We start from the raw sequence: 21,748 nt of genomic DNA on the forward strand, positions 1-21,748 counted from the left end.
TAAAAAGTTTAGCCATTTAATATCAATAATTTAGAATGGTGTGTTTTTGTGCCAAGTGACTTGTTAGCACCTTCCCTGAGTTCTTGTACAAAACTACCAATTATTATGCCCCCAGCAGTGATCGAGGCATTAAGTGGAATGATGACTCCATTGCAATTGAATGGCCGGCTCTGGATTGCGATATCATTACGTCCGCAAAAGACAGCGTTGCCAAGTCATTACTCGATGCAGATCTATTTATCTGAATTCCACTCCCCGTTCCGACACGGGGAGTTTTCTACCACGTAGAGCAAAAATGAAATTATTGACAGGTTCAAAAGGCATCCTGGCCAGAAAAGCAAATATTGAACCTATGCTTGGCTGCCAGTTACATCTCTTCCACGACAATATGCCGTTTGCTGACAATGACGTGATAGTGGGCTGGGGTCAAAAGGCCAATACCTATCAAATAAGGCGGAAAGCGACGTCACTGGGCCTGCCCTATTGGCAGCTGGAAGATGGTTTTATCGGTTATATTGGCCACCCCGCCAAGGGGGGGAAAGCGGTATCCATTATCGCCGATCCGGTCGGTATCTATTACGATGCCCGCCAGCCCAGCCAGCTTGAACACTTGATAGCCACTCCCTGTGACACCGCCATGCTGGAGCGAGCCGAGCGCCTTGTCCATGAGTTGGTGCGTCTTGGGGTCACCAAATACAACTGCTATGCCGGGCGACCCGCCTCTCTCTCTTCTTGTTCGGCGACCAGCCTGACGGCGAAGGATGTGAGTGAGCTGCCTGTGACGCTGGCCCAGCGCCTGCTGCAAGATGGCAGGCCTAGAGTCTTGCTGGTGGATCAGGTGGCCGGGGATCTCTCCATTCCCGGCGCCCTGGCCAGCGAGGCCGACTTTATCGCCATGGTGGCGGCGGCGCGGCGCAATCACCCCGGTGCCCGCCTCTTGCTTCGCACTCACCCGGACACCCGCTTTGGCAAGAAGAGTGGCGTGCTGGCCAGATTGAAACTGAGCGATGTAGAGATTGTTGCCGACCATTGTCATCCCCATGCCCTGCTCAACCTGGTGGACGCCGTGTACACAGTGTCATCCCAGCTCGGCTTCGAGGCGCTGCTGCTCGGCAAACCCGTGTATTGCTTCGGCATGCCGTTTTATGCGGGTTGGGGTCTGACCCAGGACAGCAAACAGTGTGAACGCCGCACCGTTCAGGTGTCACTGGCCCAGCTAGTGGCGGCGACGCTGATCTGCTATCCGCGCTATCTGGATCCGGTATTGGGCCAGCGCTGCGAGGTGGAAGAGGTGATCGCCATCATCGCCCGCCAGCAGAAGGCCGCTCCCCGCTGGCGCAGGCTCTATCTGGTGGGGTTCTCCTTGTGGAAACGCGCCTTTATGCAAGCCTTCTGCCGCCCCCTGGCCGAGGAACTCTGCTTTGTGCGCAAGCCGCCAAAACGGCTGACCGGTGACGAGCAGGTGCTGGTATGGGGCAGTCGTTACCCGGAGCTCACCTCGGCCATCCGGGTGGAGGATGGCTTTATCCGCTCCAAAGGGCTTGGCTCCAACCTGTGTCGCCCCTCTTCCCTCTCCATCGATCCGGTGGGGATCTATTTCGACAGCCGCAGCCCCAGCGGGCTCGAGCAGTTGCTCAATTATCAGGAGCTGACACGGTCACAACTCGATCGGGGCGAGCAACTGCTCACCCTGCTGCGCGAAAACAAGGTGAGCAAATACAATGTCGGCTCCCCTGAGTACTTCACGCCCCCCGCCGATGGCCGTCCCCTGGTGCTGGTGGTGGGTCAGGTGGATGGGGATGCCTCCATCCTGACCGGCAGCCCGACCATTCGCAGCAACGAGCAGTTGCTCTGGGCGGTGCGCGCCGCCAAGCCCGAGGCCCATATTCTCTACAAACCCCACCCGGATGTGGTGGCGGGCAATCGGGCCGGGGCCATTTCTGCGGCCTGCCTGGCGGAGTGCGTGGACAGCCAGGTGCTGAATATCGGCCTGACCAGCCTCTATCCCCACGTGGACGAGCTGCACACTATGACGTCGCTCAGCGGGTTCGAGGCACTGGTGCAAGGGGTCAAGGTGACGACCTGGGGCCAGCCCTTCTACAGCGGCTGGGGGCTGACCACGGATGCCCATCCCCCGGCCAGGCGCCAGCGCAAGCTCCCCCTGGCGGCACTGGTCTATCTGACTCTGGTGGCCTATCCGCTCTACATCGATTGGCAGAGCGGACTCTGGATAAGCCCGGAGCAGTTGATCCGCCAACTGGCCGCGCAAGGTCAATCCTCCGGCCACAAGTCGAGCCGCTGGCAACGCTGGCAAGTCAAGCTGAGCTATCTGGCGCAAGCCCTGCTGCAACGCCCTTCCTTTCCCCAGTTGATGAGATGAGTCGTACATGAAGATTTTGCTGCTGCAAGGACCGCTGGGCCCCTTCTTTCAGAGCCTCAGCCAGGCGCTTTCCGACGCCGGTCACGAGGTCTACAAGATCCATTTCAACGGGGGGGATGAGTGCTGGCGCTGCGTAGGCCATAACGAACGCTTCACCGGCAAGCCGGAGACCTGGAACACCTTCTTTCGCCGCTTTATCAAGCGCCATGGCATCGACAGCCTCATCTGTTACGGTGATTGCCGTTATTACCACCAGCAAGCCATCCGTATTTGCAAGCTGAAAAAAATCCGCGTCTGGGCCTTGGAGGAAGGCTATCTGCGTCCCGACTTCGTCACCCTGGAGCAAGGGGGCGTCAATGCCTTCAGCCCTCTCTATGCCAAGCGCGACTCCCTGGCCGAGATGACCTGGCCAACCCCTTATGAGGCACCGCTGAAAGTGGGCAAGACCTTCGCCCGTCGTGCCTGGTATGCCAGCCGCTACCACATCAACAAGAACCTGTTGCGCTGGCGCTACCCCCATTTCGTCAATCACAGACCCTGGAGTCTCTATCAGGAGGCCAGGGGTTGGGTGGCGGGGGGCCTGGTGAAGTGGAAGCACAGATGGAGCGACCACTCCCTGCTCAAGGCCCTGCCCCGGCACAAGGGGCATATCTTCTTCGTGCCGCTGCAGGTCACCGAAGACTTTCAGATCCGCGAACATTCGGATTTGAGCGGGGTGGAAGAGATGGTCGCCCAGGTGATGAACTCCTTCGCCGAGCACGCCCGCCGCGAGGATGTACTGCTGTTCAAACACCACCCCATGGATCGGGGCTATGTCAGCTATCAATCCCAGATCAACCGACTTATCACGCTGCTCGGGTTGGAAGGACGGGTGTTCTATGGTTATGAACTGCCACTGCCTACCCTCTATCCGCTGCTCAAGGGGGTCATCACCATCAACAGCACGGTTGGCCTCTCCGCCTTGTTACACCATGTGCCCACCCACTGCCTTGGGCGAGCCCTCTATGATCTGCACGGACTGACAACCCGCGGCACATTGGAAGGGTTTTGGCACAAGCAAGATCCCGTTTGCAAAAAGACCTTCGAACGGATGCGTCAGTCATTGCTGCATCTGACCCAGCTCAATGCCAGCTTCTACCGTCATCTGGACATGGGTGCCATAGCCGTGGTGAACAAGATAGGCCAACACAATGAGCAATCGGCTTCTGTCCAGAAGAGCAAACGCCAAACCCTCTCTTCCGGCGTTGTCGGGGCCTTGAGCATGACCATCCTGAGCGCATTTTGCCTTTTGACCGAGGAGATGCTGACACCAATGACCATGCTCTGACTCATACCGAGCAGGAAAAAGCCCGCGGATGCGGGCTTTTTTGCAGGTGGCGGTCACACGCTGCGGGGGCGCAGGTGGGCGTGCCAGCGGGCCTCCCACTTCTTGAACAGCCAGACGATGGCGAAGGTGAGCAGCATGTAGAGCAGGCCAGCGGTCAGGAACGCCTCGAACGGGCTGTAGTAGCGGGAGTTGATGATCCGCGCGGCCCCCGTCAGGTCGACTATGGTGATGATGCCCGCCACCGCCGAGCCCTGCAGCATGAAGATCACCTCGTTGCTGTAGGCGGGCAGCGCACGGCGAAACGAGTTGGGCAGTATGATGCGGGTGAGGGTCTGCCAGCGGGTCATGCCGAAGGCGCTCGCCGCCTCTATCTGCCCCTTGGGCATGTTCATCACGGCGCCCCGCACTATCTCGGCGGTGTAGGCACCGGTGTTGAGGGTGAACGCCAGCAGGGCGCAGAACCAGGCCTCGGAGAAGAGGGACCAGGCCGCGCTGTTCTTCAGCCACTCCCACTGGGCGGCGCCGTAGTAGATGATGAAGAGCTGCACCAGCAGCGGGGTGCCGCGGAAGAAGTAGATATAGGCCCAGATCGGTCCCTTGATCAGCCAGTTGCGGCTGTTGCGCAATATGCCCATGGGCACCGCCAGCAGGAGCCCCAGCATGAGGGAAGCCGCCACCAGCCAGATGGTGGTGTAGAAGCCCTCCCAGTAGGTGGGCCACTCCGTGAGAATGATCGAGAAATCCATGGCTTACCTCGTCTTGATCGCGTAGTGACGCTCGGCCCACTTGAGCGCCGAGGTAGAGACTGCGGTGAAGATCAGGAAGATCAGCGCCACCGCCATGTAGAAGGTGAACGGCTGCTGGGTCGAGCCCGCCGCGAGCGACGCCTTGCGCACCATGTCATCGAGCCCGATGATGGAGACCAGGGCCGTGGTCTTGAGCAGTACCAGCCAGTTGTTGCCAAACCCCGGCAGGGCGTGGCGCATCATCTGGGGGAAGAGGATCCGCACAAACACCTGGCTCGCCCGCATGCCAAAGGCGCGCGCGGCCTCGAGCTCTCCCTTGTCCACCGCCAGGATGGCGCCGCGGAAGGTCTCGGTCATGTAGGCGCCGAAGATGAAGCCGATGGTGGCCACCCCGGCCGCAAACGGGCTGATGTCGATGTAATCCGGCAGCAACGAGACCCACTCCTGGTTCGGATTGCTCTCGAGCAGGTAGTTGTTGTACGCCTCGTTGACCCAGGTGCAGATCCCGTTGATGAGGACCTGACCGCCGAAGAACAGCAGCATCATCAGCACCAGATCCGGGATGCCGCGAATGACGGTGGTGTAGGCCGCCGCGATGCCGCGCGCCCACTTGTAAGGGGAAAGCTTGGCCAGGGCCCCCAGCATGCCGAGCACCAGGGCCAGCAGCAGGGAGGCGATCGCCACCTCCAGGGTGATCCAAGCCCCCTCCAGCAGGGAGGTTTCGTATCCTTTCAAATCAAACATATGCAATGCAGCTCCATCGCAATCGGGCCCGTCACTCCCAGCGGAAGGCAACGGGCCCGATGACTACTGACGGGATCAACCTGTCGTTGTTCGCCTGACGTTGACTTACTCGCCGTACACGTCGAAGTCGAAGTACTTGTCGTTGATTTCCTTGTACTTGCCGTTGGCGCGCAGGGCCAGGATGGCGGCATTGAATTTCTCTTTCAGATCCTTGTCCGCCTTGCGCACCGCGATGCCGGCCCCCTCGCCAAACCACTTGGGATCGGTCAGTTTCGGGCCGATGAACTCGAAGGCGTCACCGCCCTCTTTCTTCAGCAGGCCGTCGCTGATGGCGGCAGAGTCGGCCATCACGTAATCGACGCGGCCGGACTTCAGGTCGAGATAGGCCTCATCCGCGGTGCCATAGCGCTTGATGGTGGCATTGGGGAAGTTGTCGGTGATGTAGGTGTCCATGGAGGTGGCACGCTGCACGGCGATGGTCTTGCCATCCATGAAGGCCTTGTCCAGCTGGATCTCGGTGCCCTTCTTGGCGGCGAAGCGGGCCGGAATGTGCTGGTACTTCTGGGTGAAGTCCACCTTCTTCTTGCGCTCTTCGGTGATGTCCATGGTGGCGATGATGGCGTCATACTTGCGCGACAGCAGCGCCGGAATGATGCCGTCCCAGTCCTGCTTGATCAGGGTGCACTTCACCTTCATCTCCTCGCACAGGGCGTTGGCGATGTCGATGTCGAAGCCTTTCACCTCGCCGCTCGGCTCGGTCCAGGAGAAGGGAGGATAGGCCCCTTCCACCCCGATCCGCACCTCTTTCCACTCCTTGGCCATCAGGCTACCGGAACACAGGGCCGTCATCACGGCAGTCGCCAGCATCAGCTTGTTCATGTATCTCTCCTTGATAAACACGTCGATCGTTGAAAGTACGGAAATAGCATCCCGTCCATCAATAGATGGAGGAGATGAATTGCTTGAATCGCTCCGACTTGGGATGAGCGAAGATCTCCTTGGGATTGCCCTCCTCCTCCACCCGCCCCTGATGCAGGAACATGACCTTGTTCGACACATCGCGGGCAAACGACATCTCGTGGGTCACCACCATCATGGTGCGCCCCTCTTCCGCCAGCTCGCGCATCAGGCCGAGGACCTCGCCCACCAGCTCGGGGTCGAGGGCCGAGGTCGGCTCGTCGAACAGCATCACTTCCGGCTCCACCGCCAGCGCACGGGCGATGGCCGCCCGCTGCTGCTGGCCACCTGAGAGGTGGCCGGGGTAGTAGTCGCGTCGCTCCCAGAGCCCGACCCGGTTCAGCAGATGCTCCGCCTTGGCGATGGCCTCGGCACGGGGCACCTTGAGCACCTGGATGGGCACTTCGATGATGTTCTGCATGATGGTCATGTGCGACCAGAGATTGAAGCTCTGAAACACCATGGCCAGCCGGCTGCGGATACGCTCCACCTGGCGCATGTCCTCCGGCAGCCGCTCGCCGGAACGACTGGTCTTCATCCGGATCAGTTCCCCATGCAGGGAGACGCTGCCCGACGAAGGGGTTTCAAGCAGATTGATACAGCGTAGAAAGGTCGACTTCCCCGAACCCGAGGAGCCGATGAGGGAGATCACATCCCCCTTGTGGGCCGTCATATCGATGCCCTTGAGCACTTCGTGGGTGCCAAAATACTTGTGCAGATCACGAACTTCCAGTGCGGCAACGTCGCTCATCCATTACAACCTTGTCTGTCCCTAGACGCCGCTTCGGCGTGACACCACCACCGGAACATTTAACAAAACGTTAACCGATGGCAACCTTCAGCGAAAATATCATTCAGGTAGTTAAAAAACAATACAGAACCGAGGTATTTGGTGGTTTATCTGTATTTTTATTGGCCTGACCGGTATTTTTCAGCACTTTGTCTGCATAAAATGCATTTTTTGTCACCGGTGCCATACCGACCTTTTATACCCGCAACGCACTGGTGGCAAGAATATTCCACCATCCACGCCGGATGTCACCCAAAATGACTTTATTCATCCGGCATAGTCACCACCGTCGCACAATTTTACGGGGATGGAATTGATTTTACTGGTGATGTGCCCCCCATCTCCGGACCTTGCCCCTCCCCTCCCTCCTCAAAAAAACATAACAATGTTATAAAAAAGGCCCGTATGGGGCACTCAAACACCGGGATATGTGACACAGACGCAACAAGTCGTGATAAGGTGCCGTTTCTCCCAGTTTTGTGACCGAGGCCCCGATGTTGCTCAATGTGTTGCTGATCCTGCTGCCGCTCGTGATCGGCTATCTGATCCCCCTCTCCTCCACCCGGCTGGTCAAGCTGGTCAACCAGTCGCTGGGCAAGATGGTCTATCTCATCCTGTTCCTGATGGGGCTGGGGCTCGCCTACGTGGAGAACCTCGGCAGCAACCTGGCGGTGATCTTCAAGGTGGCCGGCATCATGCTGACCGCCATTACCCTGTGCAACCTGCTGGCCCTCTGGTGGCTGGACAGGCGCAGCCCACCCACCCACGAGGCGAGCGACGGCAAGATGCCGAGCAAGCTGCACCTCCTGTGGGAATCCCTCCAGCTCTGTTTCGTGGTGCTGGGGGGCGTCCTGCTGGGGCTGCTGGTGGACCTGCGCGTCCTGCCCATCGACCGCTTGAGCGAATGGGCCCTGATGCTGCTGCTGCTGCTCATCGGCATCCAGATGCGCAACTCCGGCATGCACCTGCGCCAGATCCTGCTCAACCCCTGGGGCATGAAGATCGCCGCCACCGTCATCGTCAGCAGCTGGCTCGGCAGCCTGCTGGCCTCACAACTGCTGGGCATGCCCTTTGCCCACGGGCTGGCCATGAGCTCCAGCTTCGGCTGGTACTCGCTCTCCGGCATCCTGGTGGCGGACAAGCTGGGCCCCGTGCTGGGTTCGGCCGCCTTCATCAACGATCTGGGGCGCGAGCTGATCGCCATCCTGATCATTCCCATCCTGATGCGCCGCCACCCCTCCGCCGCCATCGGCTACGGTGGCGCCACGGCGCTGGACTTCACCCTGCCGGTCATCCAGAAGTCCGGCGGCATCCAAGTGGTGCCGGTGGCCATCGTCTCCGGCTTCCTTCTGAGCCTGCTCGGCCCCATCCTGATCCTGGGGTTCCTGGCCATCTGACCGGGACACACACCGCAAAAAACGAAGCCCGGCACCCATGCCGGGTTTTTCGTATGTGAACGGGGATGAAGAGATCCGGCTGATGCGCCACTCAGGCTCGCCACTGGCCGCCGCTCATGACCCTTTCTATGGCGAGGGTCTCGGGGTCGATGAGCAGCAGATCCGCGTCCTGCCCCACCCCCAGGGAGCCCTTGCCAGTCAGCCCCAGCGCCCTGGCCGGGTTGGCCGTCACCACCGCCAGCGCGCTGGCAAGGGGCACGCCGAGGGCACAGGCCCGGATGCATTGCTGCCACAGGCTCCCTATCTGGCCGCTGCGCAGCTCGATGAGGCGCCCCTCGCCGTCGAAACGCGGCAGGCTGGCGTTGGCATCCGAGCTGAAACTGATGCGATCCCAGGGCACGCCGGCCGTCAGAAGCCCCACCAGGGCATCCGCCGCCAGCTGCTCGCCATCATCCAGCAGGTCGGGGAAGCTGGAGGCAGTGAGATCCACCCAGCCCCCGGCCCGCCCCCAGTCGATGGCCTCGGCAAAGAGCCAGGGGTTGCGGTTGCAGTGGGTGGGGTAGAGCTGGCGCAGCGGGATGTCGGTGGCGTCCCGCAGGGCCCGCAGCGGCGCCAGCGCACCCCGGCCATCCCCCAGATGGAAGAAGCTCACTCCGCTCTTGCCCGAGAGCAACCCGGCCACCCGCGCCTCGCTCGCCAGCCGCGCCAGCTCGTCATGGGTGGGGGCGCTGGATCTGTGGTCGCTGATGGCCACCTCCCCCACCCCCAGCACCTCGGGGATCAGCATGATGTCCGACTCCACCGATCCGGTGAGGGTCTTGACCGGCAGGTGGTAGGAGCCGGTATACATGTAGGCGCTCACCCCGGCGGCGCGAAACTCGCGCACCTTGCCGAGCACCTGGGCCGGGGTGCGGGTCAGGCTGTCGGTACCGAGCGCCGCCACCAGCGTCGTGACCCCGGCCGCCAGGGCCTCGTCGGCGGCAAGCTCCCGGGTGCGAAAGGCAAAGCCCCCCTCCCCGCCGCCCCCCGTGATGTGGGCGAGCGGGTCCACCAGCCCCGGCACCAGATAGCGGCCACGGCCGTCGACCCGCACCAGCGGCCAGTCGGCCGGGACCGTCAGCCCCCTGCCCATCCAGGCGATGCGACCATCGGCCACCAGCAGATCCTGCTGGCCGAGGGGGGCCGGAGTGAAGACCTCGGCCCCCTCGATCAGTGTCAACATGGGGTATCTCCTTGCTGCATGAAAAAAGAGGGAGCAAGCTCCCTCTGCCTGTTACCCATCAACCGCCATAGATGTCGTACTTGAAGTACTTCTGGTTGATCTCCTGATACTTGCCGTTGGCGCGCAGGGCCTTGATCGCCTCGTTCAGCTTGGCCCTGAGATCCTGATCCCCCTTGCGCACCGCGATCCCCATGCCGTCGCCAAACCACTGGCGATCGGTCAGGGCCGGCCCCACATACTCGAACTTGTCGCCCCCTTCCTTGCTGAGCAGCCCCTGATCGATGGCCGAGGCATCGGCCAGCAGGGCCAGCACCCGACCCGCCTTCAGATCGAGATAGGCCTCATCGGCACTGCCATAGCGCACTATGGTGACGTTGGAGCCAAAGTTGTCGGTCAGGTACTTGTCGTGGGTGGTGGCACGCTGCACCCCGATGCGCTTGCCCGCCATGCCCTCTGGCGTCAGCGTCAGCTCGGTGCCCTTGGCCGCCACGAAGCGGTTCGGGATGCGGGCGTATTTCTCGGTGAAGTCGACCTTCTTGCGCCGCTCGTCGGTGATCGACATGGCGGCGATGATCCCGTCGTATTTGCGCGACAGCAGGGCCGGGATCATGCCGTCCCAATCCTGGGCCACCAGCTCGCACTTGACGGCCATCTGCTGGCACAGGGCGTTGGCCAGATCGATGTCAAAACCCTTGATCTCCCCGGACGCGTCGGTCCAGGAGAAGGGAGGGTAGGCCCCCTCCACGCCGAAACGAACGGTCTTCCACTCCTTGGCGGTGACGGGGGTAGCCAGCAGGCAGGCAGCAAACAGGGCTGACAGAGTCAGTGTGGTCTTCATCATGAGTACTCCATTACATAGAAAGCGCACAGGCGCGGTCAAGGCATCGCAAGCGCGGGCAAGCGATGGCCAAAAAACGGCAAATTGCAGATGAGCAGGATTACGCCGCCACGGGCATCATTTGATTGGCTGGCGTCAATGAACTGCTCCGGGGCCTCGACTTATTCGTCGAACCACTCGGAGAGATAGAAAGGCTTGAAGTAGAAGGCCAGAAAAAAGCCTCTGGCTTTGCGCATCATGGTGATTTGTCGCGTCCTGTGACAAAGATGACATGCACCTTACCACGCCCCAAATTTGCCCCGCAAGGGGGCGCTGACGGCGCGATGAAAAATCCTGCCCATGGTCAATCCGGCCGGCATCCGTTAGGCTCGGATCACCCACTCCACCCAGGCACGCGAGCCGCAGCCCATGAACTTTCTGGCCCATCTTCATCTGGCGGCCCATACCCAGAGCTCCCTCACCGGCAACCTGCTGGGGGACTTCGTCAAGGGGCCGCTGCCATCGGGCCTCGCCCCCCACTTCGATGAGGGGATCTGGCTGCACCGCAAGATAGATGCCTTCACCGACACCCACCCCGCCCACCGGGCGGCGGTCACCGGCTTCGAGGCCCCCTGGCGCCGTTTCGGCGGCATCCTGGTGGACATGCTCTACGACCACTGGCTCAGCCTGCACTGGCGGCAATTCAGCCCGCAGCCCCTGCCCCACTTCCTGCACCAGAGCTATGGTCAACTTCTGGCGGACGATGTCTCTCTACCTGGGGGGCTGCCGCCGCCCCTCAGGCGGATGGCGCAACAGGACTGGCTCGCCTCCTATCAAGACAGGGAGGGGCTGATCCTGACCCTCAACGGCATCGGCCGCCGACTGCGCCGCCCCCTGCCGCTCGGGGAGGCCCTCGCCACCCTTGATGCAGCCCAGTGGCGGGCCGGTGAGCAGGGCTTCCTGCGCTTCTATCCCGAATTGATGCGCTTTTGCGAGGAGCAGATCGCCGCGCACCGCACCACCGGGGAGCACCAGGTTCCCTAGGTTGCAGCCCGGCCCCCGTGGCCGAAAACGCGGGCGGGACGAGGAGTGAAACGGGTGATGGATCAGATTGGGTCTTTTATGGCACCCAAAAAGGGAGGAGACTGGCGATGCCGCTCGGCCCGGGCTCAGGCTGAACGGGCGCGGCTGGGCTAGACTCAGCCCCCTCAAGACCCAAGGAGACCTCTTCATGTCATTGCGATTATTCTGTAGCGCCCTGTGCGGCGCCCTCCTGGCCGGTGGTGCCGTTCACGCCACCGAGCCGGTTCATGCAGCCATCTTGTTTGAAAACGTGCGTATCTTCGATGGCAAGGGGAGTGCCCTCAGCGCCCCCTCCTCCGTCCTGGTGGAAGGCAACCTGATCACCAGGATCAGCCAGGGCGGCATCAAGGTGGAGGGTGAAGTGCAACGCATCGACGGCCAGGGCAAGACCCTGATGCCGGGCCTCATCGACGCCCATACCCACCTGATGTTCGCCACCCTGCCGCAGATTGCCGTGCTGACCAACGACGTCACCTTCACCACGGTCGCGGCAACCAGGGCGGCCAACGACATGCTGATGCGCGGCTTCACCAGTGCCCGTGATCTCGGCGGCCCCGTGTTCGGCCTCAAGAAGGGGATCGACATGGGGTTGATCAATGGACCGCGTATCTGGCCGGCCGGCGCCATGATCTCCCAGTCCGGTGGCCACGGCGACTTCCGCCTGCCCAACGAACTGCCGGCACTGGCGGGACAATACTCCTTCGGCGAGCGGGCCAACGCGGCCATGGTCGCCGACAGTCCGGATGCCGTGCGCCAGCGCACCCGCGAGCAACTGGCCCTCGGCGCCTCCCAGATCAAGGTGATGGCCGGTGGCGGTGTGGCCTCCAACTATGATCCCATCGATGTGACCCAGTACACGGTGCCGGAGATCCGTGCCGCGGTGGAGGCCGCCGACAACTGGGGCACCTATGTGACCGTACACGCCTATACCCCGAAAGCGGTGCGCCAGGCCATCGAGGCAGGCGTCAAGTGCATCGACCACGGTCAGATGCTCGACGAGGACACTGCCAGACTGATGGCCGAGAAGGGGGTCTGGTGGAGCCTGCAACCCTTCACCGACGATCGCAAGTCCCCCTTCCCGGAGGGCTCGGCCAACCGTCTGAAACAGCTTGAGATGTACAAGGGCACCGACCACGCCTATGCCATGGCCAAGAAGTACGGCATCAAGACCGCGTTCGGTACCGACGCCCTGTTCAGCGCCCAGGCCGCCGCCAGTCAGGGTACCATGCTGGCCAAGATGGGCACCTGGTATACCCCTGCCGAGGTGCTGAGGATGGCCACCCATGACAACGCCGAGCTGCTGGCCCTCTCCGGCCCGCGCAGCCCCTACCCGGGCAGGCTGGGCGTGGTGGAGGCCGGGGCGCTGGCCGATCTGCTGCTGATCGACGGTGACCCACTCAAGGATCTCTCCCTGGTGGCCGATCCGGCCAAGCACTTCAAGGTGATCATGAAGGACGGCAAGATCTACAAGAACACGCTCTGACCTCCCTGGATGACAAAAAGGCCCCGAAAGGGCAATGCTGTTCAGATAAGCACATTTTTGACTAATTATTCATAAATGCGACTTGAGTTGGGGGAGCAAGGCTGTTTCCAGTCGATGTTCCTTCAGCCTTTATCCAGCGTGGCTTGCAATAGAAAGAGGGAGGCATCATGCCTCCCTCATTTTTTAGCCCTGATACTACGTGGACTGGAACTCAAATTCTCTTAAGTGAACAGCATTGCCCGAAAGGGGCCTTTTTGATGGGGGCTGCACGACTGCCAGCGGCAGAGCGGCTCAGCGATCTTCCTTCTTCTTGCGAATGCTCAGGCCCAGCTCACGACCGCGCAGGCGGGCGTAATAGATGGTGCCGACGAAGGCCAGAGTGGTGGACACCAGCTCCACCACCGCCAGCCACCGTTCCCCTTCATCCGTGGTGATCAGGGTGAGGGCGTGGAGGAAGTAGGGCATCAGCACGAAGTTGCCCCAGGCATGGGTGTAAGGGTTGCCCTGCACTATCCCCTTGAGGGGGAAGAGCAGCGGCACCGTCCAGATCACCGGCAGCAGCCAGGGACTGAGATCCGGATGGGGTGACAGCCACAGATGCCAGAGGATGACCCAGCCCAGCAGACCGAAGAAGCCGACCAGGGTCAGCAGACGGGCGAAGCGGGTGCTCACTGGAGGATCTCCAGCACCTGCTCGGGCGGACGGCCGATGCGGGCCTGACCATTCTTGATGACGATGGGGCGTTCGATAAGCTTCGGATGCTGGTGCATGGCGCGAATGAGGGCATCGCCGCTCATCTCGGCCAGCCCCAGCTCCTTGTAGAGATCTTCCTTGGTACGCATCAGCTGGCGCGGATCGGTGAAACCGAGCTGGCTCAACAGAGTGCGGATATCGTCTTCGCTCGGCGCCTGTTCCAGATAGAGCACCACCTCCGGGGCTATTCCGTGCTGTTCCAGCAAGGCCAGGGTTTCACGGCTCTTGGAGCAGCGCGGGTTGTGATAGATTTGGGTCTCGCTCATGGTAACTCCCTGATATTGCAAGATGGGACAACAAATGGCGCTATTGTAGGGGAAACGGATGGGCAGGGTAAGCGGGAAGGATATGGAAATGAAACGAATCTGTTGGCTGATTGTGGCGACCCTGCTGGGGGCCTGCAGCCCGGCGCCCGACTTCACCGACGAGACGGGCAAGAGCATCAGCCTGAGCGCCCTGGCGGGCAAGCCGCTGCTGGTCAACTACTTCGCCCCCTGGTGCGCCCCCTGTCTGCGGGAGATGCCCCTGCTCGCGGCGCTGCACCGGGAGGGGCGGATTGGAGTGATCGCCATCAACTATGATCCCGCCTCCCCCGGTGAGCTGGCCGAGCTGGCCCGGCGCCATCAGATAGCCGTCCCCCTGATGGTGCCCCTCGATGAAGCCAGCCTCCCCTTCCCCAGACCCGGCGCGCTGCCCACCAGCTACCTGCTCGATGGCGAGGGCCGGTTGCAGGAGACACTGGTGGGAGAGATAGATGAACACAGGCTCGCCGACCTCAGAGCCTGGGCTGCAGCACAGCCCTGATGGCCCCATGACGAAACGGGGTGCCCCATCGCTGGTGCACCCCGTTTCGTCACAGGAGCGGTGAGCCGGACTAGCCCTTCAGGCTGTCCAGATCCTTCTTCGCCCGCTCCAGCTGGGTGATGCGCGCCTCGATGCGGGCCAGGGTCAGCTTGTCGCTGGTGGTGCCGCGGGCCACGATCAGCTCGTCGATGGCCGCCTGGTAGTCGCCGCGCAGGGAGAGGGTCTCCGCCCGTGCCATGTGCAGATCCGTCATCCGTCCCGCCTTGCGATAGGCGTCCGACAGCAGGTTCCAGGCCAGGCTGTTCTCGTCGTGCTCCCGGGCATAGGGGTCCAGGATGGCGATGGACTTCTGGTAATTACCCCCTTCCAGATAGGCGTTGCCGAGGTTGACCACTACCACCTCGTTGTCCGGCATCCGGGTGCGGAAGCGCTCCAGCCGGGCAATGGCCTGGGCGCTGCGCCCCTTGGCGAGATCGATGTCGGTCAGGGCATCCACCACGAACAGATCTTCCGGATGGCGGGCGGCCAGCCCCTGCATCAGGGTATCGGCCTCGTCGGTGCGCTTGAGCTGCAACAGGGCCAGCGCCTTGCCATAGGTGGCGGCGTCCTTGAGAGGGTAGTCCCCCTTCTGCAGGCGGCTGTCGAAATAGGTGAGCAGCGCCTGGGGGCTCTCGGTGCCATAACGCACCTGGATGCGCACCTTGGCCAGCCAGAAGTCGAGACTGGGGGGCAAGGCTCGGCGGCCATAGCTGCCCGCCCGGGCGCGGGCTTCGCTGATCCGGGTCTCGGGCAGGGGGTGAGTGAGCAGCATCTCGGGCGGCTTGCTGGCGTAGCGATACTCCGCCGCCAGCTTCTGGAAGAAGTTGGCCATGCCCATGGGATCGAAACCGGCGTCATACAGCGTCTTCATGCCGATGCGATCCGCCTCGTATTCGTTGTCACGGGTATAGTTGATGGCCGACTGCATGGAGAGCCCGAGGGTCGTCTGCAGCGCGGCGATACCGGCGGTGGGGTTGATCACCGCGAGCGCGATGGAGCCTACCAAGCCAGCCAGGGTCATGGCCGAGCTGCTCGCCTGCGCCTCCATGTAACGGGCGATGTGGCGCTGGGTCACGTGGGTGATTTCGTGCGCCAGCACCGAGGCCAGCTCGCTCTCGCTGTCGGCGTAGAGGAAGAGGCCGGTGTGCACCTTGACCCGCCCGCCGAGGAAGGCGGCCGCGTTGATGCTGGGATCGTTGATGAGGAAGAAGGTAAAGGGGAAACGTACCCCGTCGGCATTGGTGAGCAATCGCTGACCCAGATCGTCGATGTATTCGTTCAGCACGGGATCATCGATGATGGGCAAGCCCGCCCGGGCGAACCGCATGAAGGCGTTGCCATAGCGCACTTCCTGCTCGATGGGCAGGGCCGCGACCCCGGCGGTGCCGATGTCGGGCAACTGGTTGTTCGCCTGGGCATGGAAGGTGGCACCCATCAGGGAGACCAGCAGGGGAAGTGATGCCATCAAGGGGGAAAAGCGGGCCACTGTGTTTCTATCTCCATCAGAAAGTGCTCGGGGGCAGAATACCCTTGCCCATCAAGGCCTACAAGCGTTGTTTCGCCCTCCCATCGCGGCCATAATGACGGCCATCACGCACCATGGAGCCTCCCCCGATATGGAACCGCACTGGGAACAGCTCGACCTGACCCCCTGGCGCTGCCCGGAGCCGCTGATCCGGCTCAAGCTCTGGTTGCGCGGCGCCCGGGCCGGTCAATCCCTGCTGATCCTGCTCAAGGATCCCGGCTCCCGCCAAGACATTCCGGCCTGGTTGCTGCGGCAGGGCCATCAGGTGCAGCGCCTGCAGGAGTCAGACGCAGCTCTCACCCTGCGGCTCGTCGTCCAAAACCGGCCATCATGATGGTGCCAATGCCCATGATATGGACCAACACCGGATCGACCCTTTCCATCGCCATGACCCGATAAACCAAGGAAGCCTCGATGTTAGATGTATTGAAGCGCTGGTATCAGACCCGTTTTTCCGACCCCGATGCCGTCACCCTGTTCCTGCTGCTGGTGTTCTGCTTCGCGGTGCTCTGGCTGTTTGGCGATCTGCTGGCGCCGCTGCTGGTGGCCGTGGTGATGGCCTACCTGCTGGAGTGGCCGGTCAGCCGGCTGCAACGCACCGGGCTCTCCCGTACCTTCGCCACCAGCCTGGTGCTGCTGCTGTTCATCACGGTGACCACCCTGATGGTGCTGGGCCTCATTCCCACACTGGTGAGCCAGGGGGTCAACCTCGCCAAGGAGGCGCCGTCCATGCTGGCCCATGCCCAGGACGCTGTGCGCACCCTGCCGGAAAAGTACCCGGAGATCATCGACGTCAGCCTGGTCGAGACCATCATCGACAACATCCGCCAGCGTATCCTGGCAGGCGGCGAGCAGTTGGTGAGCGCTTCGCTCAGCTCCCTCATCAACGTGGTGGCCATCCTCATCTACGCCATCCTGGTGCCCCTGATGGTGTTCTTCATGCTCAAGGACAAGCAGGTGTTGATGGGCGGCCTGCGCCGCTTCCTGCCCCGCAACCGCACCCTGGTCAACCGGGTCTGGGTGGAGATGAACGACCAGATCATCAACTACATCCGCGGCAAGGTGATCGAGATCCTCATCGTCGGGGTGGCGACCTATGTGCCCTTCGCCCTGATGGGGCTGCGCTACTCGGTGCTGCTGGCGGTGGCGGTCGGTTTCTCCGTGCTCATCCCCTACATTGGGGCCGTGGCGGTGACCGTGCCCGTCGCCATGGTGGCCCTGTTCCAGTGGGGACTGACCCCGGACTTCGCCTAGCTGATGGTGGCCTATCTGGTCATTCAGGCCCTCGACGGCAACCTGCTGGTACCCCTGCTCTTCTCCGAGGCGGTCAATCTGCACCCGGTGGCCATCATCATCGCCGTGCTGGTGTTCGGCGGGCTCTGGGGCTTCTGGGGCGTCTTCTTCGCGATTCCCCTGGCAACCCTGGTGAAAGCGGTGCTCAACGCCTGGCCCAAACGGGACGATCTTCCCCGCCCCGCCCCCTGATGACGGGAGAAGCCGCCACCTCTTTTCTGTTATTGCCGCGATCTCGTCGACCACAGACTCCGTTCCCGCCTGAATCCAGGCGGGACACCATGACGCTATCGACTTGAATTTCAAATAAAAACAGGCTTCACTGACAAGGTCATCGGCAGTATGCTCTGCCAGCCCCGACTCTGAAGGATCAGTCCATGCCCCCTGTTCGCCCCCTGTACCGCGCCGCCCTTGGCGCGCTCCTGACCCTGCTGTTCGCCACCCCGGGCCGAGGTCGATCTCGGCTCCCTCGATATCTTCGTGCAGGACAGCCCCACCAGCCCGGTGCCCAAGGGGCTGGTGCTGGGCGGTGCCGTCATCGGTGGCGATGCCCGCTATCAGGGGCAGGACGACACGGCCCTGGCGGTGCCGGGTGCCGTCTACTTCGGCGATCAGTTCATGTTCCTCGGAGACAGGGCCCGCTACTACTTCCACAAGGATGACAACTTCGCCGCCTACGGTTACGGCAGGGTGCGCTTTGGCAATCTCGACCCGGACGATGCCCCCGAACTCACGGGCATGGAGCAGCGCAAGTGGCAGCTGGAAGGGGGCGTCGGCGCCAGCCTCATCACCCCCTACGCCCTGCTCAGCACCCGCCTCAGCACGGACGTGACCGGGCGCAGCAACGGCCAGGAGCTGCTATTGTGGGCCGACTTCCCCATATTGCGGGACAAGCTGCTCATCATGCCCGGCATGGGGATGATGATCCGCAGCGACAAGATGGCGAACTACTACTTTGGCGGCGTCTCGGGGGGCGAGGCCACGGGGCTGCGCCCGGCGTGGGACACGGGCACCACCCTCTCCCCCATGGTGGCCATCATCACCAGCTACCGTTTCAGCCCCCACTGGATCGGCATGTTTGCCGCCAACTACGAACGCTACGACGACGACATCGCCAACAGCCCCATCGTCCAGCACGATGGGGAACTCTACGCCGGCTTCGGCGTGGGCTATATCTGGTAACCCCATCCGGCAGGACTGAATAACAGAAAAGGAGCCCATGGCTCCTTTTCTTGTGCTATCGGGCAATGCATCACCCTTGCAACCCGGCCAGGAACTCGGCCAGCGTCCGGTTGACGAACTCGGGGTTCTCCAGGGTCGAGATGTGGCCCGCACCCGGTATCTCCCTGAAGGGGCAGTTCAGCACCTCGGCCATCAGATAGCCCTCCAGCACCGGGCGCGCCTTGTCCTCGCAGCCTGTCATCACCAGGCTCGGCATCGCCATCTCTTCGAGCCACTCGATGCGATCCTCCCGAGTCACGAAACTGCGCCCCACCGCCACCAGACTCGCCACCTGGTCCGCTGGCCACTGGGCGAGCCGCACCTTGAAGCCGCTCATCAGGGCGGGATCCGGCTCATGGGCGAAGAAGAGCGGCGCCACCTGCTCGATGACGGGGGCAGGCAAGGTTCCCAGCTGCTCTATCATCGCCAGCATGCCGAGGTAGCGCTCACAGGGGATCTGGGGCTCCCAGCCAACGAAGGTATCCATCAGCACCAGTCCCTTGAGCCGCGCCGGGGCCATGCGCGCGAGCTCCACGCCCCACATGCCGCCGATGGAGAGTCCCACCAGCACGCACTGTTCGATGTCGAGGGCATCGAGCAGTGCCAGGTGATCCCGGGCCAGGGTTGCCAGGGTGCAACCACCGTCAGGGAGCACGTCGGAATCACCGTGGCCCCACAGCTCGGGCACGATGCAGCGATAGCTGCCCTTGAGCGCCTCGACTTGCGGCGCCCACATGGCACTGTCCCACAGATAGCTGTGGCCAAAGAGCAGCACAGGGCCCTGCCCCTCGTCCAGATAGGCCATGCGGCGACCCGCTATCTCCATAAAATGCTTCATGTTATCTCCTGTTGCCAGCGGCTGATGAGGCGGCAGTATCAATCGCCATACATTGCCTCATGTTTTCTTCTGTCTTGCTGCCAGCGATGGGGCGGCAGTGTAACACGTCGGCCTTGGCAGTGGCGCCTCCCTGGGGCAAGCTGGGGCAACCCACAGAAAGGACTCGAACAGGAGAAGACCATGCAGAAGGAAAAGAGCAAGAAACGCCCCCGTCTGGACAAGAAGACCTACGAACATCACCTCGCCCACCTGCAGGAGGAGCTGGTCAAGTTGCAGGAGTGGGTCAAGCAGGAGGGGCTCAAAGTGGTGGTGCTGTTCGAGGGGCGCGACGCCGCGGGCAAGGGGGGCGTCATCAAGGCGATCACCGAGCCCCTCAACCCCCGGGTCTGCCGGGTCACCGCCCTGCCCGCCCCCTCGGATCGGGAGCGCACCCAGTGGTACTTCCAGCGCTACGTGGCGCACCTGCCCTCGGCGGGCGAGATGGTGCTGTTTGACCGCTCCTGGTACAACCGGGCCGGGGTCGAACGGGTGATGGGCTTTTGCAGCGATGACGAGTATCGCGAATTCCTGCGCGCCTGCCCCGAATTCGAGCGGATGTTGATCCGCTCCGGCATCACCCTCATCAAATACTGGTTCTCGGTCAGCGACGAAGAGCAGGAGAAACGCTTCAAGGAGCGCATCAATACTCCCATCAAGCGCTGGAAATTCAGCCCCATGGATCTGCAATCCCGCTCCCGCTGGGTGGAATACTCCCGCGCCAAGGATGACATGTTCACCTACACGGATACCGAGGATTGCCCCTGGTTCGTGGTGGACGCCGACGACAAGCGCCGCGCCCGCCTCAACTGCATCTCCCACCTCCTTGGCAAGGTGCCCTACGAGGCGATCCACTACGAGCCCATCACCCTGCCTCCCATCAAGACCGAAGGGTATGAGCGCCCGCCGCTCACCAGCCAGCACTTCGTGCCGGACGTCACCGCCGCCCTCGAGTCAGACAAGCACGGGCAGTGACGGGTTCCGGCCAGCCGCCCCCGCTGGCCGGAACCCGGGCTTCGGATGACGGGCAATAAAAAGCCGGTCTTGCGACCGGCAAAAGGCATTGAACGTATAGAAAGGAAAACCTGGCACTCTCGCCCTCTCAGGCGCGGATATATTTGGCCGTGCGCGGGAACGCCTGCTCCTTGGCATCGAACAGGTAGCAGGCTTCGGCCGGGATGCCGACGCTGTACTCCTGGCCGGTGGCCACGTCGATGTCGGAGCTCGCCTTGACGGTGAAGTCGTGACCATCCACGTCCATGTAGACGAAGGACTCGGCCCCCAGGTGTTCGGCTACCTGCACCACGCCGCTCACGCGGCTGTCGGCATGGGCATGACCCAGCGGCACCAGGTGCTCGGGGCGAATGCCCAGCTCCACCTTGTCGCCCACCGCGCCGCGACGGGCATCCACCCGGGCACGCACGGTATCGCCGGAGGTGAGCTTGACCAAGCACTCCTGCTCGCCGATCTCCACCAGCTCGCCCGCCAGGAAGTTCATCTTGGGGGAGCCGATGAAGCCTGCCACGAACTTGTTGTCCGGGTTGTGGTAGAGCTCGAGGGGAGTGCCGAACTGCTCCAGGTTGGTGGCCGCCTCGCCCTTGAGCGGGCTCAGCACCACGATGCGGTTGGCCAGCGTCATGGCCTCCACCTGGTCGTGGGTCACGTAGATGATGGTGGAGTTGAGCTCCTTGTGCAGCTTGGCGATCTCGATACGCATCTTGACCCGCAAGGCGGCGTCGAGGTTCGACAGCGGTTCGTCAAACAGGAACACCTGCGGCTGCTGCACGATGGAGCGGCCGATGGCCACCCGCTGACGCTGACCGCCAGAAAGGGCCTTGGGCTTTCTGTCCAGCAAAGGCTCGAGACCCAGGATCTCGGCGGCGCGCATCACCCGCTTGTGGATGTTCTCCTTGTCCATCTTCTTGAGCTTGAGGCCAAAAGCCATGTTCTCGTAGATGTTCATGTGCGGGTAGAGGGCGTAGGACTGGAACACCATGCCCACGTTGCGCTCCACCGGCGGCACGTCGTTCATGTAGCGCCCGCCGATGGTCAGCTCGCCGCTGGTGATGTCTTCCAGACCCGCGATCATCCGAAGCAGGGTGGACTTGCCGCAGCCGGACGGGCCGACGAAGACGATGAACTCCCCTTCCTTGATGTCGAGGTTGATGCTGCGCAGGGTGTCCTTGTGGACAGCCGGGTCGTAATTTTTGCGAACGTTGTTGAGTACTACTTCAGCCATGTCGAGCTCCGCTCTTGAATCTTTGCAAATCGTGATGACGGGGGGAGCCAGCTC

Annotated in this window: 20 protein-coding genes and 2 pseudogenes; 11 read left to right on the forward strand and 11 right to left on the reverse strand. The window is 62.3% G+C overall.

The features are described 5' to 3' along the window. The first annotated feature begins 83 nt into the window (after positions 1–83). The 3 genes from OKB81_RS09110 (at position 84) to OKB81_RS09120 (ending at position 3,707) form a co-directional block, all read left to right on the forward strand. Positions 84–245, forward strand: coding sequence for a dTDP-4-dehydrorhamnose 3,5-epimerase family protein (locus tag OKB81_RS09110; RefSeq protein ID WP_270805215.1), 162 nt, complete (start codon positions 84–86; stop codon positions 243–245). Between the two features lie 143 nt (positions 246–388). Further along, entirely contained in the window at positions 389–2,380 is a 1,992-nt protein-coding gene (locus tag OKB81_RS09115) for a capsular polysaccharide biosynthesis protein (RefSeq protein ID WP_442865964.1), read from the forward strand. A 7-nt stretch (positions 2,381–2,387) separates the two neighbouring features. Further along, on the forward strand, positions 2,388–3,707 hold the full coding sequence (locus tag OKB81_RS09120) for a capsule biosynthesis protein (RefSeq protein ID WP_270666321.1): 1,320 nt from the start codon (positions 2,388–2,390) through the stop codon (positions 3,705–3,707). Positions 3,708–3,760: 53 nt separating this feature from the next. Here the strand turns inward: OKB81_RS09120 and OKB81_RS09125 are convergent, their stop codons facing one another. The 4 genes from OKB81_RS09125 to OKB81_RS09140 form a co-directional block, all read right to left on the reverse strand. Next, positions 3,761–4,453 carry an ABC transporter permease gene (locus tag OKB81_RS09125; protein ID WP_042079229.1) on the reverse strand — a complete coding sequence of 231 codons (693 nt, stop codon included), beginning with the start codon at positions 4,451–4,453 and terminating at the stop codon, positions 3,761–3,763. 3 nt (positions 4,454–4,456) lie between these two features. Beyond that, positions 4,457–5,197 (reverse strand): ABC transporter permease, encoded by a 741-nt coding sequence (locus OKB81_RS09130; protein WP_042079228.1) that lies wholly within the window; start codon positions 5,195–5,197, stop codon positions 4,457–4,459. A 105-nt stretch (positions 5,198–5,302) separates the two neighbouring features. After that, on the reverse strand, positions 5,303–6,076 hold the full coding sequence (locus OKB81_RS09135) for an ABC transporter substrate-binding protein (RefSeq protein ID WP_010674268.1): 774 nt from the start codon (positions 6,074–6,076) through the stop codon (positions 5,303–5,305). Positions 6,077–6,134: 58 nt separating this feature from the next. After that, entirely contained in the window at positions 6,135–6,905 is a 771-nt protein-coding gene (locus OKB81_RS09140) for an ABC transporter ATP-binding protein (RefSeq protein WP_010674267.1), read from the reverse strand. A gap of 533 nt (positions 6,906–7,438) precedes the next feature. On the opposite strand from OKB81_RS09140, the gene OKB81_RS09145 reads away from it, so the two are divergent. Beyond that, positions 7,439–8,341, forward strand: a complete 903-nt coding sequence (locus OKB81_RS09145) for a lysine exporter LysO family protein (RefSeq protein WP_270805216.1) — start codon at positions 7,439–7,441, stop codon at positions 8,339–8,341. A gap of 91 nt (positions 8,342–8,432) precedes the next feature. Here OKB81_RS09145 and iadA read toward each other — a convergent pair whose 3' ends face one another. Both iadA and OKB81_RS09155 read right to left on the reverse strand, forming a co-directional pair. Continuing rightward, positions 8,433–9,563 carry a beta-aspartyl-peptidase gene (gene iadA, locus OKB81_RS09150; RefSeq protein WP_270666326.1) on the reverse strand — a complete coding sequence of 377 codons (1,131 nt, stop codon included), beginning with the start codon at positions 9,561–9,563 and terminating at the stop codon, positions 8,433–8,435. A 58-nt stretch (positions 9,564–9,621) separates the two neighbouring features. Further along, positions 9,622–10,401, reverse strand: coding sequence for an ABC transporter substrate-binding protein (locus tag OKB81_RS09155; RefSeq protein ID WP_408854483.1), 780 nt, complete (start codon positions 10,399–10,401; stop codon positions 9,622–9,624). A gap of 408 nt (positions 10,402–10,809) precedes the next feature. On the opposite strand from OKB81_RS09155, the gene OKB81_RS09160 reads away from it, so the two are divergent. Together OKB81_RS09160 and OKB81_RS09165 are read left to right on the forward strand one after the other, a co-directional pair. Next, complete coding sequence (locus tag OKB81_RS09160; protein WP_270666327.1) at positions 10,810–11,424, forward strand: acyl carrier protein phosphodiesterase; 615 nt, start codon at positions 10,810–10,812, stop codon at positions 11,422–11,424. A gap of 187 nt (positions 11,425–11,611) precedes the next feature. Continuing rightward, positions 11,612–12,946, forward strand: a complete 1,335-nt coding sequence (locus tag OKB81_RS09165; RefSeq protein ID WP_270666328.1) for a metal-dependent hydrolase family protein — start codon at positions 11,612–11,614, stop codon at positions 12,944–12,946. Between the two features lie 291 nt (positions 12,947–13,237). On the opposite strand, the gene OKB81_RS09170 is transcribed toward OKB81_RS09165, so the two are convergent. Both OKB81_RS09170 and arsC read right to left on the reverse strand, forming a co-directional pair. Beyond that, positions 13,238–13,618, reverse strand: coding sequence for a DUF2069 domain-containing protein (locus OKB81_RS09170; RefSeq protein WP_270666330.1), 381 nt, complete (start codon positions 13,616–13,618; stop codon positions 13,238–13,240). Next, positions 13,615–13,965 (reverse strand): arsenate reductase (glutaredoxin), encoded by a 351-nt coding sequence (arsC, locus tag OKB81_RS09175; protein ID WP_042648264.1) that lies wholly within the window; start codon positions 13,963–13,965, stop codon positions 13,615–13,617. Before arsC ends, OKB81_RS09170 begins: the two co-directional genes overlap by 4 nt. Positions 13,966–14,023: 58 nt before the next feature. On the opposite strand from arsC, the gene OKB81_RS09180 reads away from it, so the two are divergent. Next, positions 14,024–14,503, forward strand: a complete 480-nt coding sequence (locus OKB81_RS09180; protein ID WP_042648265.1) for a TlpA disulfide reductase family protein — start codon at positions 14,024–14,026, stop codon at positions 14,501–14,503. Positions 14,504–14,573: 70 nt separating this feature from the next. Here the strand turns inward: OKB81_RS09180 and OKB81_RS09185 are convergent, their stop codons facing one another. Beyond that, positions 14,574–16,028: a beta-barrel assembly-enhancing protease gene (locus OKB81_RS09185; protein ID WP_365838908.1), complete on the reverse strand. Its 1,455-nt coding sequence runs from the start codon at positions 16,026–16,028 to the stop codon at positions 14,574–14,576. Positions 16,029–16,158: 130 nt separating this feature from the next. Here OKB81_RS09185 and OKB81_RS09190 point away from each other — a divergent pair, with 130 nt between their 5' ends. The 3 genes and pseudogenes from OKB81_RS09190 (at position 16,159) to OKB81_RS09200 (ending at position 18,542) form a co-directional block, all read left to right on the forward strand. Beyond that, on the forward strand, positions 16,159–16,401 hold the full coding sequence (locus tag OKB81_RS09190; RefSeq protein WP_042648267.1) for a sulfurtransferase TusA family protein: 243 nt from the start codon (positions 16,159–16,161) through the stop codon (positions 16,399–16,401). 80 nt (positions 16,402–16,481) lie between these two features. Next, positions 16,482–17,552, forward strand: a pseudogene (locus OKB81_RS09195) (AI-2E family transporter). A gap of 185 nt (positions 17,553–17,737) precedes the next feature. After that, positions 17,738–18,542, forward strand: a pseudogene (locus OKB81_RS09200) (MipA/OmpV family protein). A 70-nt stretch (positions 18,543–18,612) separates the two neighbouring features. Here the strand turns inward: OKB81_RS09200 and OKB81_RS09205 are convergent. Further along, positions 18,613–19,419, reverse strand: coding sequence for an alpha/beta fold hydrolase (locus OKB81_RS09205; protein WP_042648270.1), 807 nt, complete (start codon positions 19,417–19,419; stop codon positions 18,613–18,615). A 180-nt stretch (positions 19,420–19,599) separates the two neighbouring features. On the opposite strand from OKB81_RS09205, the gene ppk2 reads away from it, so the two are divergent. Then, positions 19,600–20,430 carry a polyphosphate kinase 2 gene (ppk2, locus tag OKB81_RS09210; RefSeq protein WP_270666336.1) on the forward strand — a complete coding sequence of 277 codons (831 nt, stop codon included), beginning with the start codon at positions 19,600–19,602 and terminating at the stop codon, positions 20,428–20,430. Between the two features lie 127 nt (positions 20,431–20,557). Here ppk2 and OKB81_RS09215 read toward each other — a convergent pair whose 3' ends face one another. Next, positions 20,558–21,694 carry an ABC transporter ATP-binding protein gene (locus OKB81_RS09215; protein ID WP_039038631.1) on the reverse strand — a complete coding sequence of 379 codons (1,137 nt, stop codon included), beginning with the start codon at positions 21,692–21,694 and terminating at the stop codon, positions 20,558–20,560. Positions 21,695–21,748 lie beyond the last annotated feature (54 nt).

Origin of the sequence: Aeromonas sp. QDB56 (assembly GCF_027705505.1) — a bacterium.
GTDB lineage: Bacteria > Pseudomonadota > Gammaproteobacteria > Enterobacterales > Aeromonadaceae > Aeromonas > Aeromonas caviae.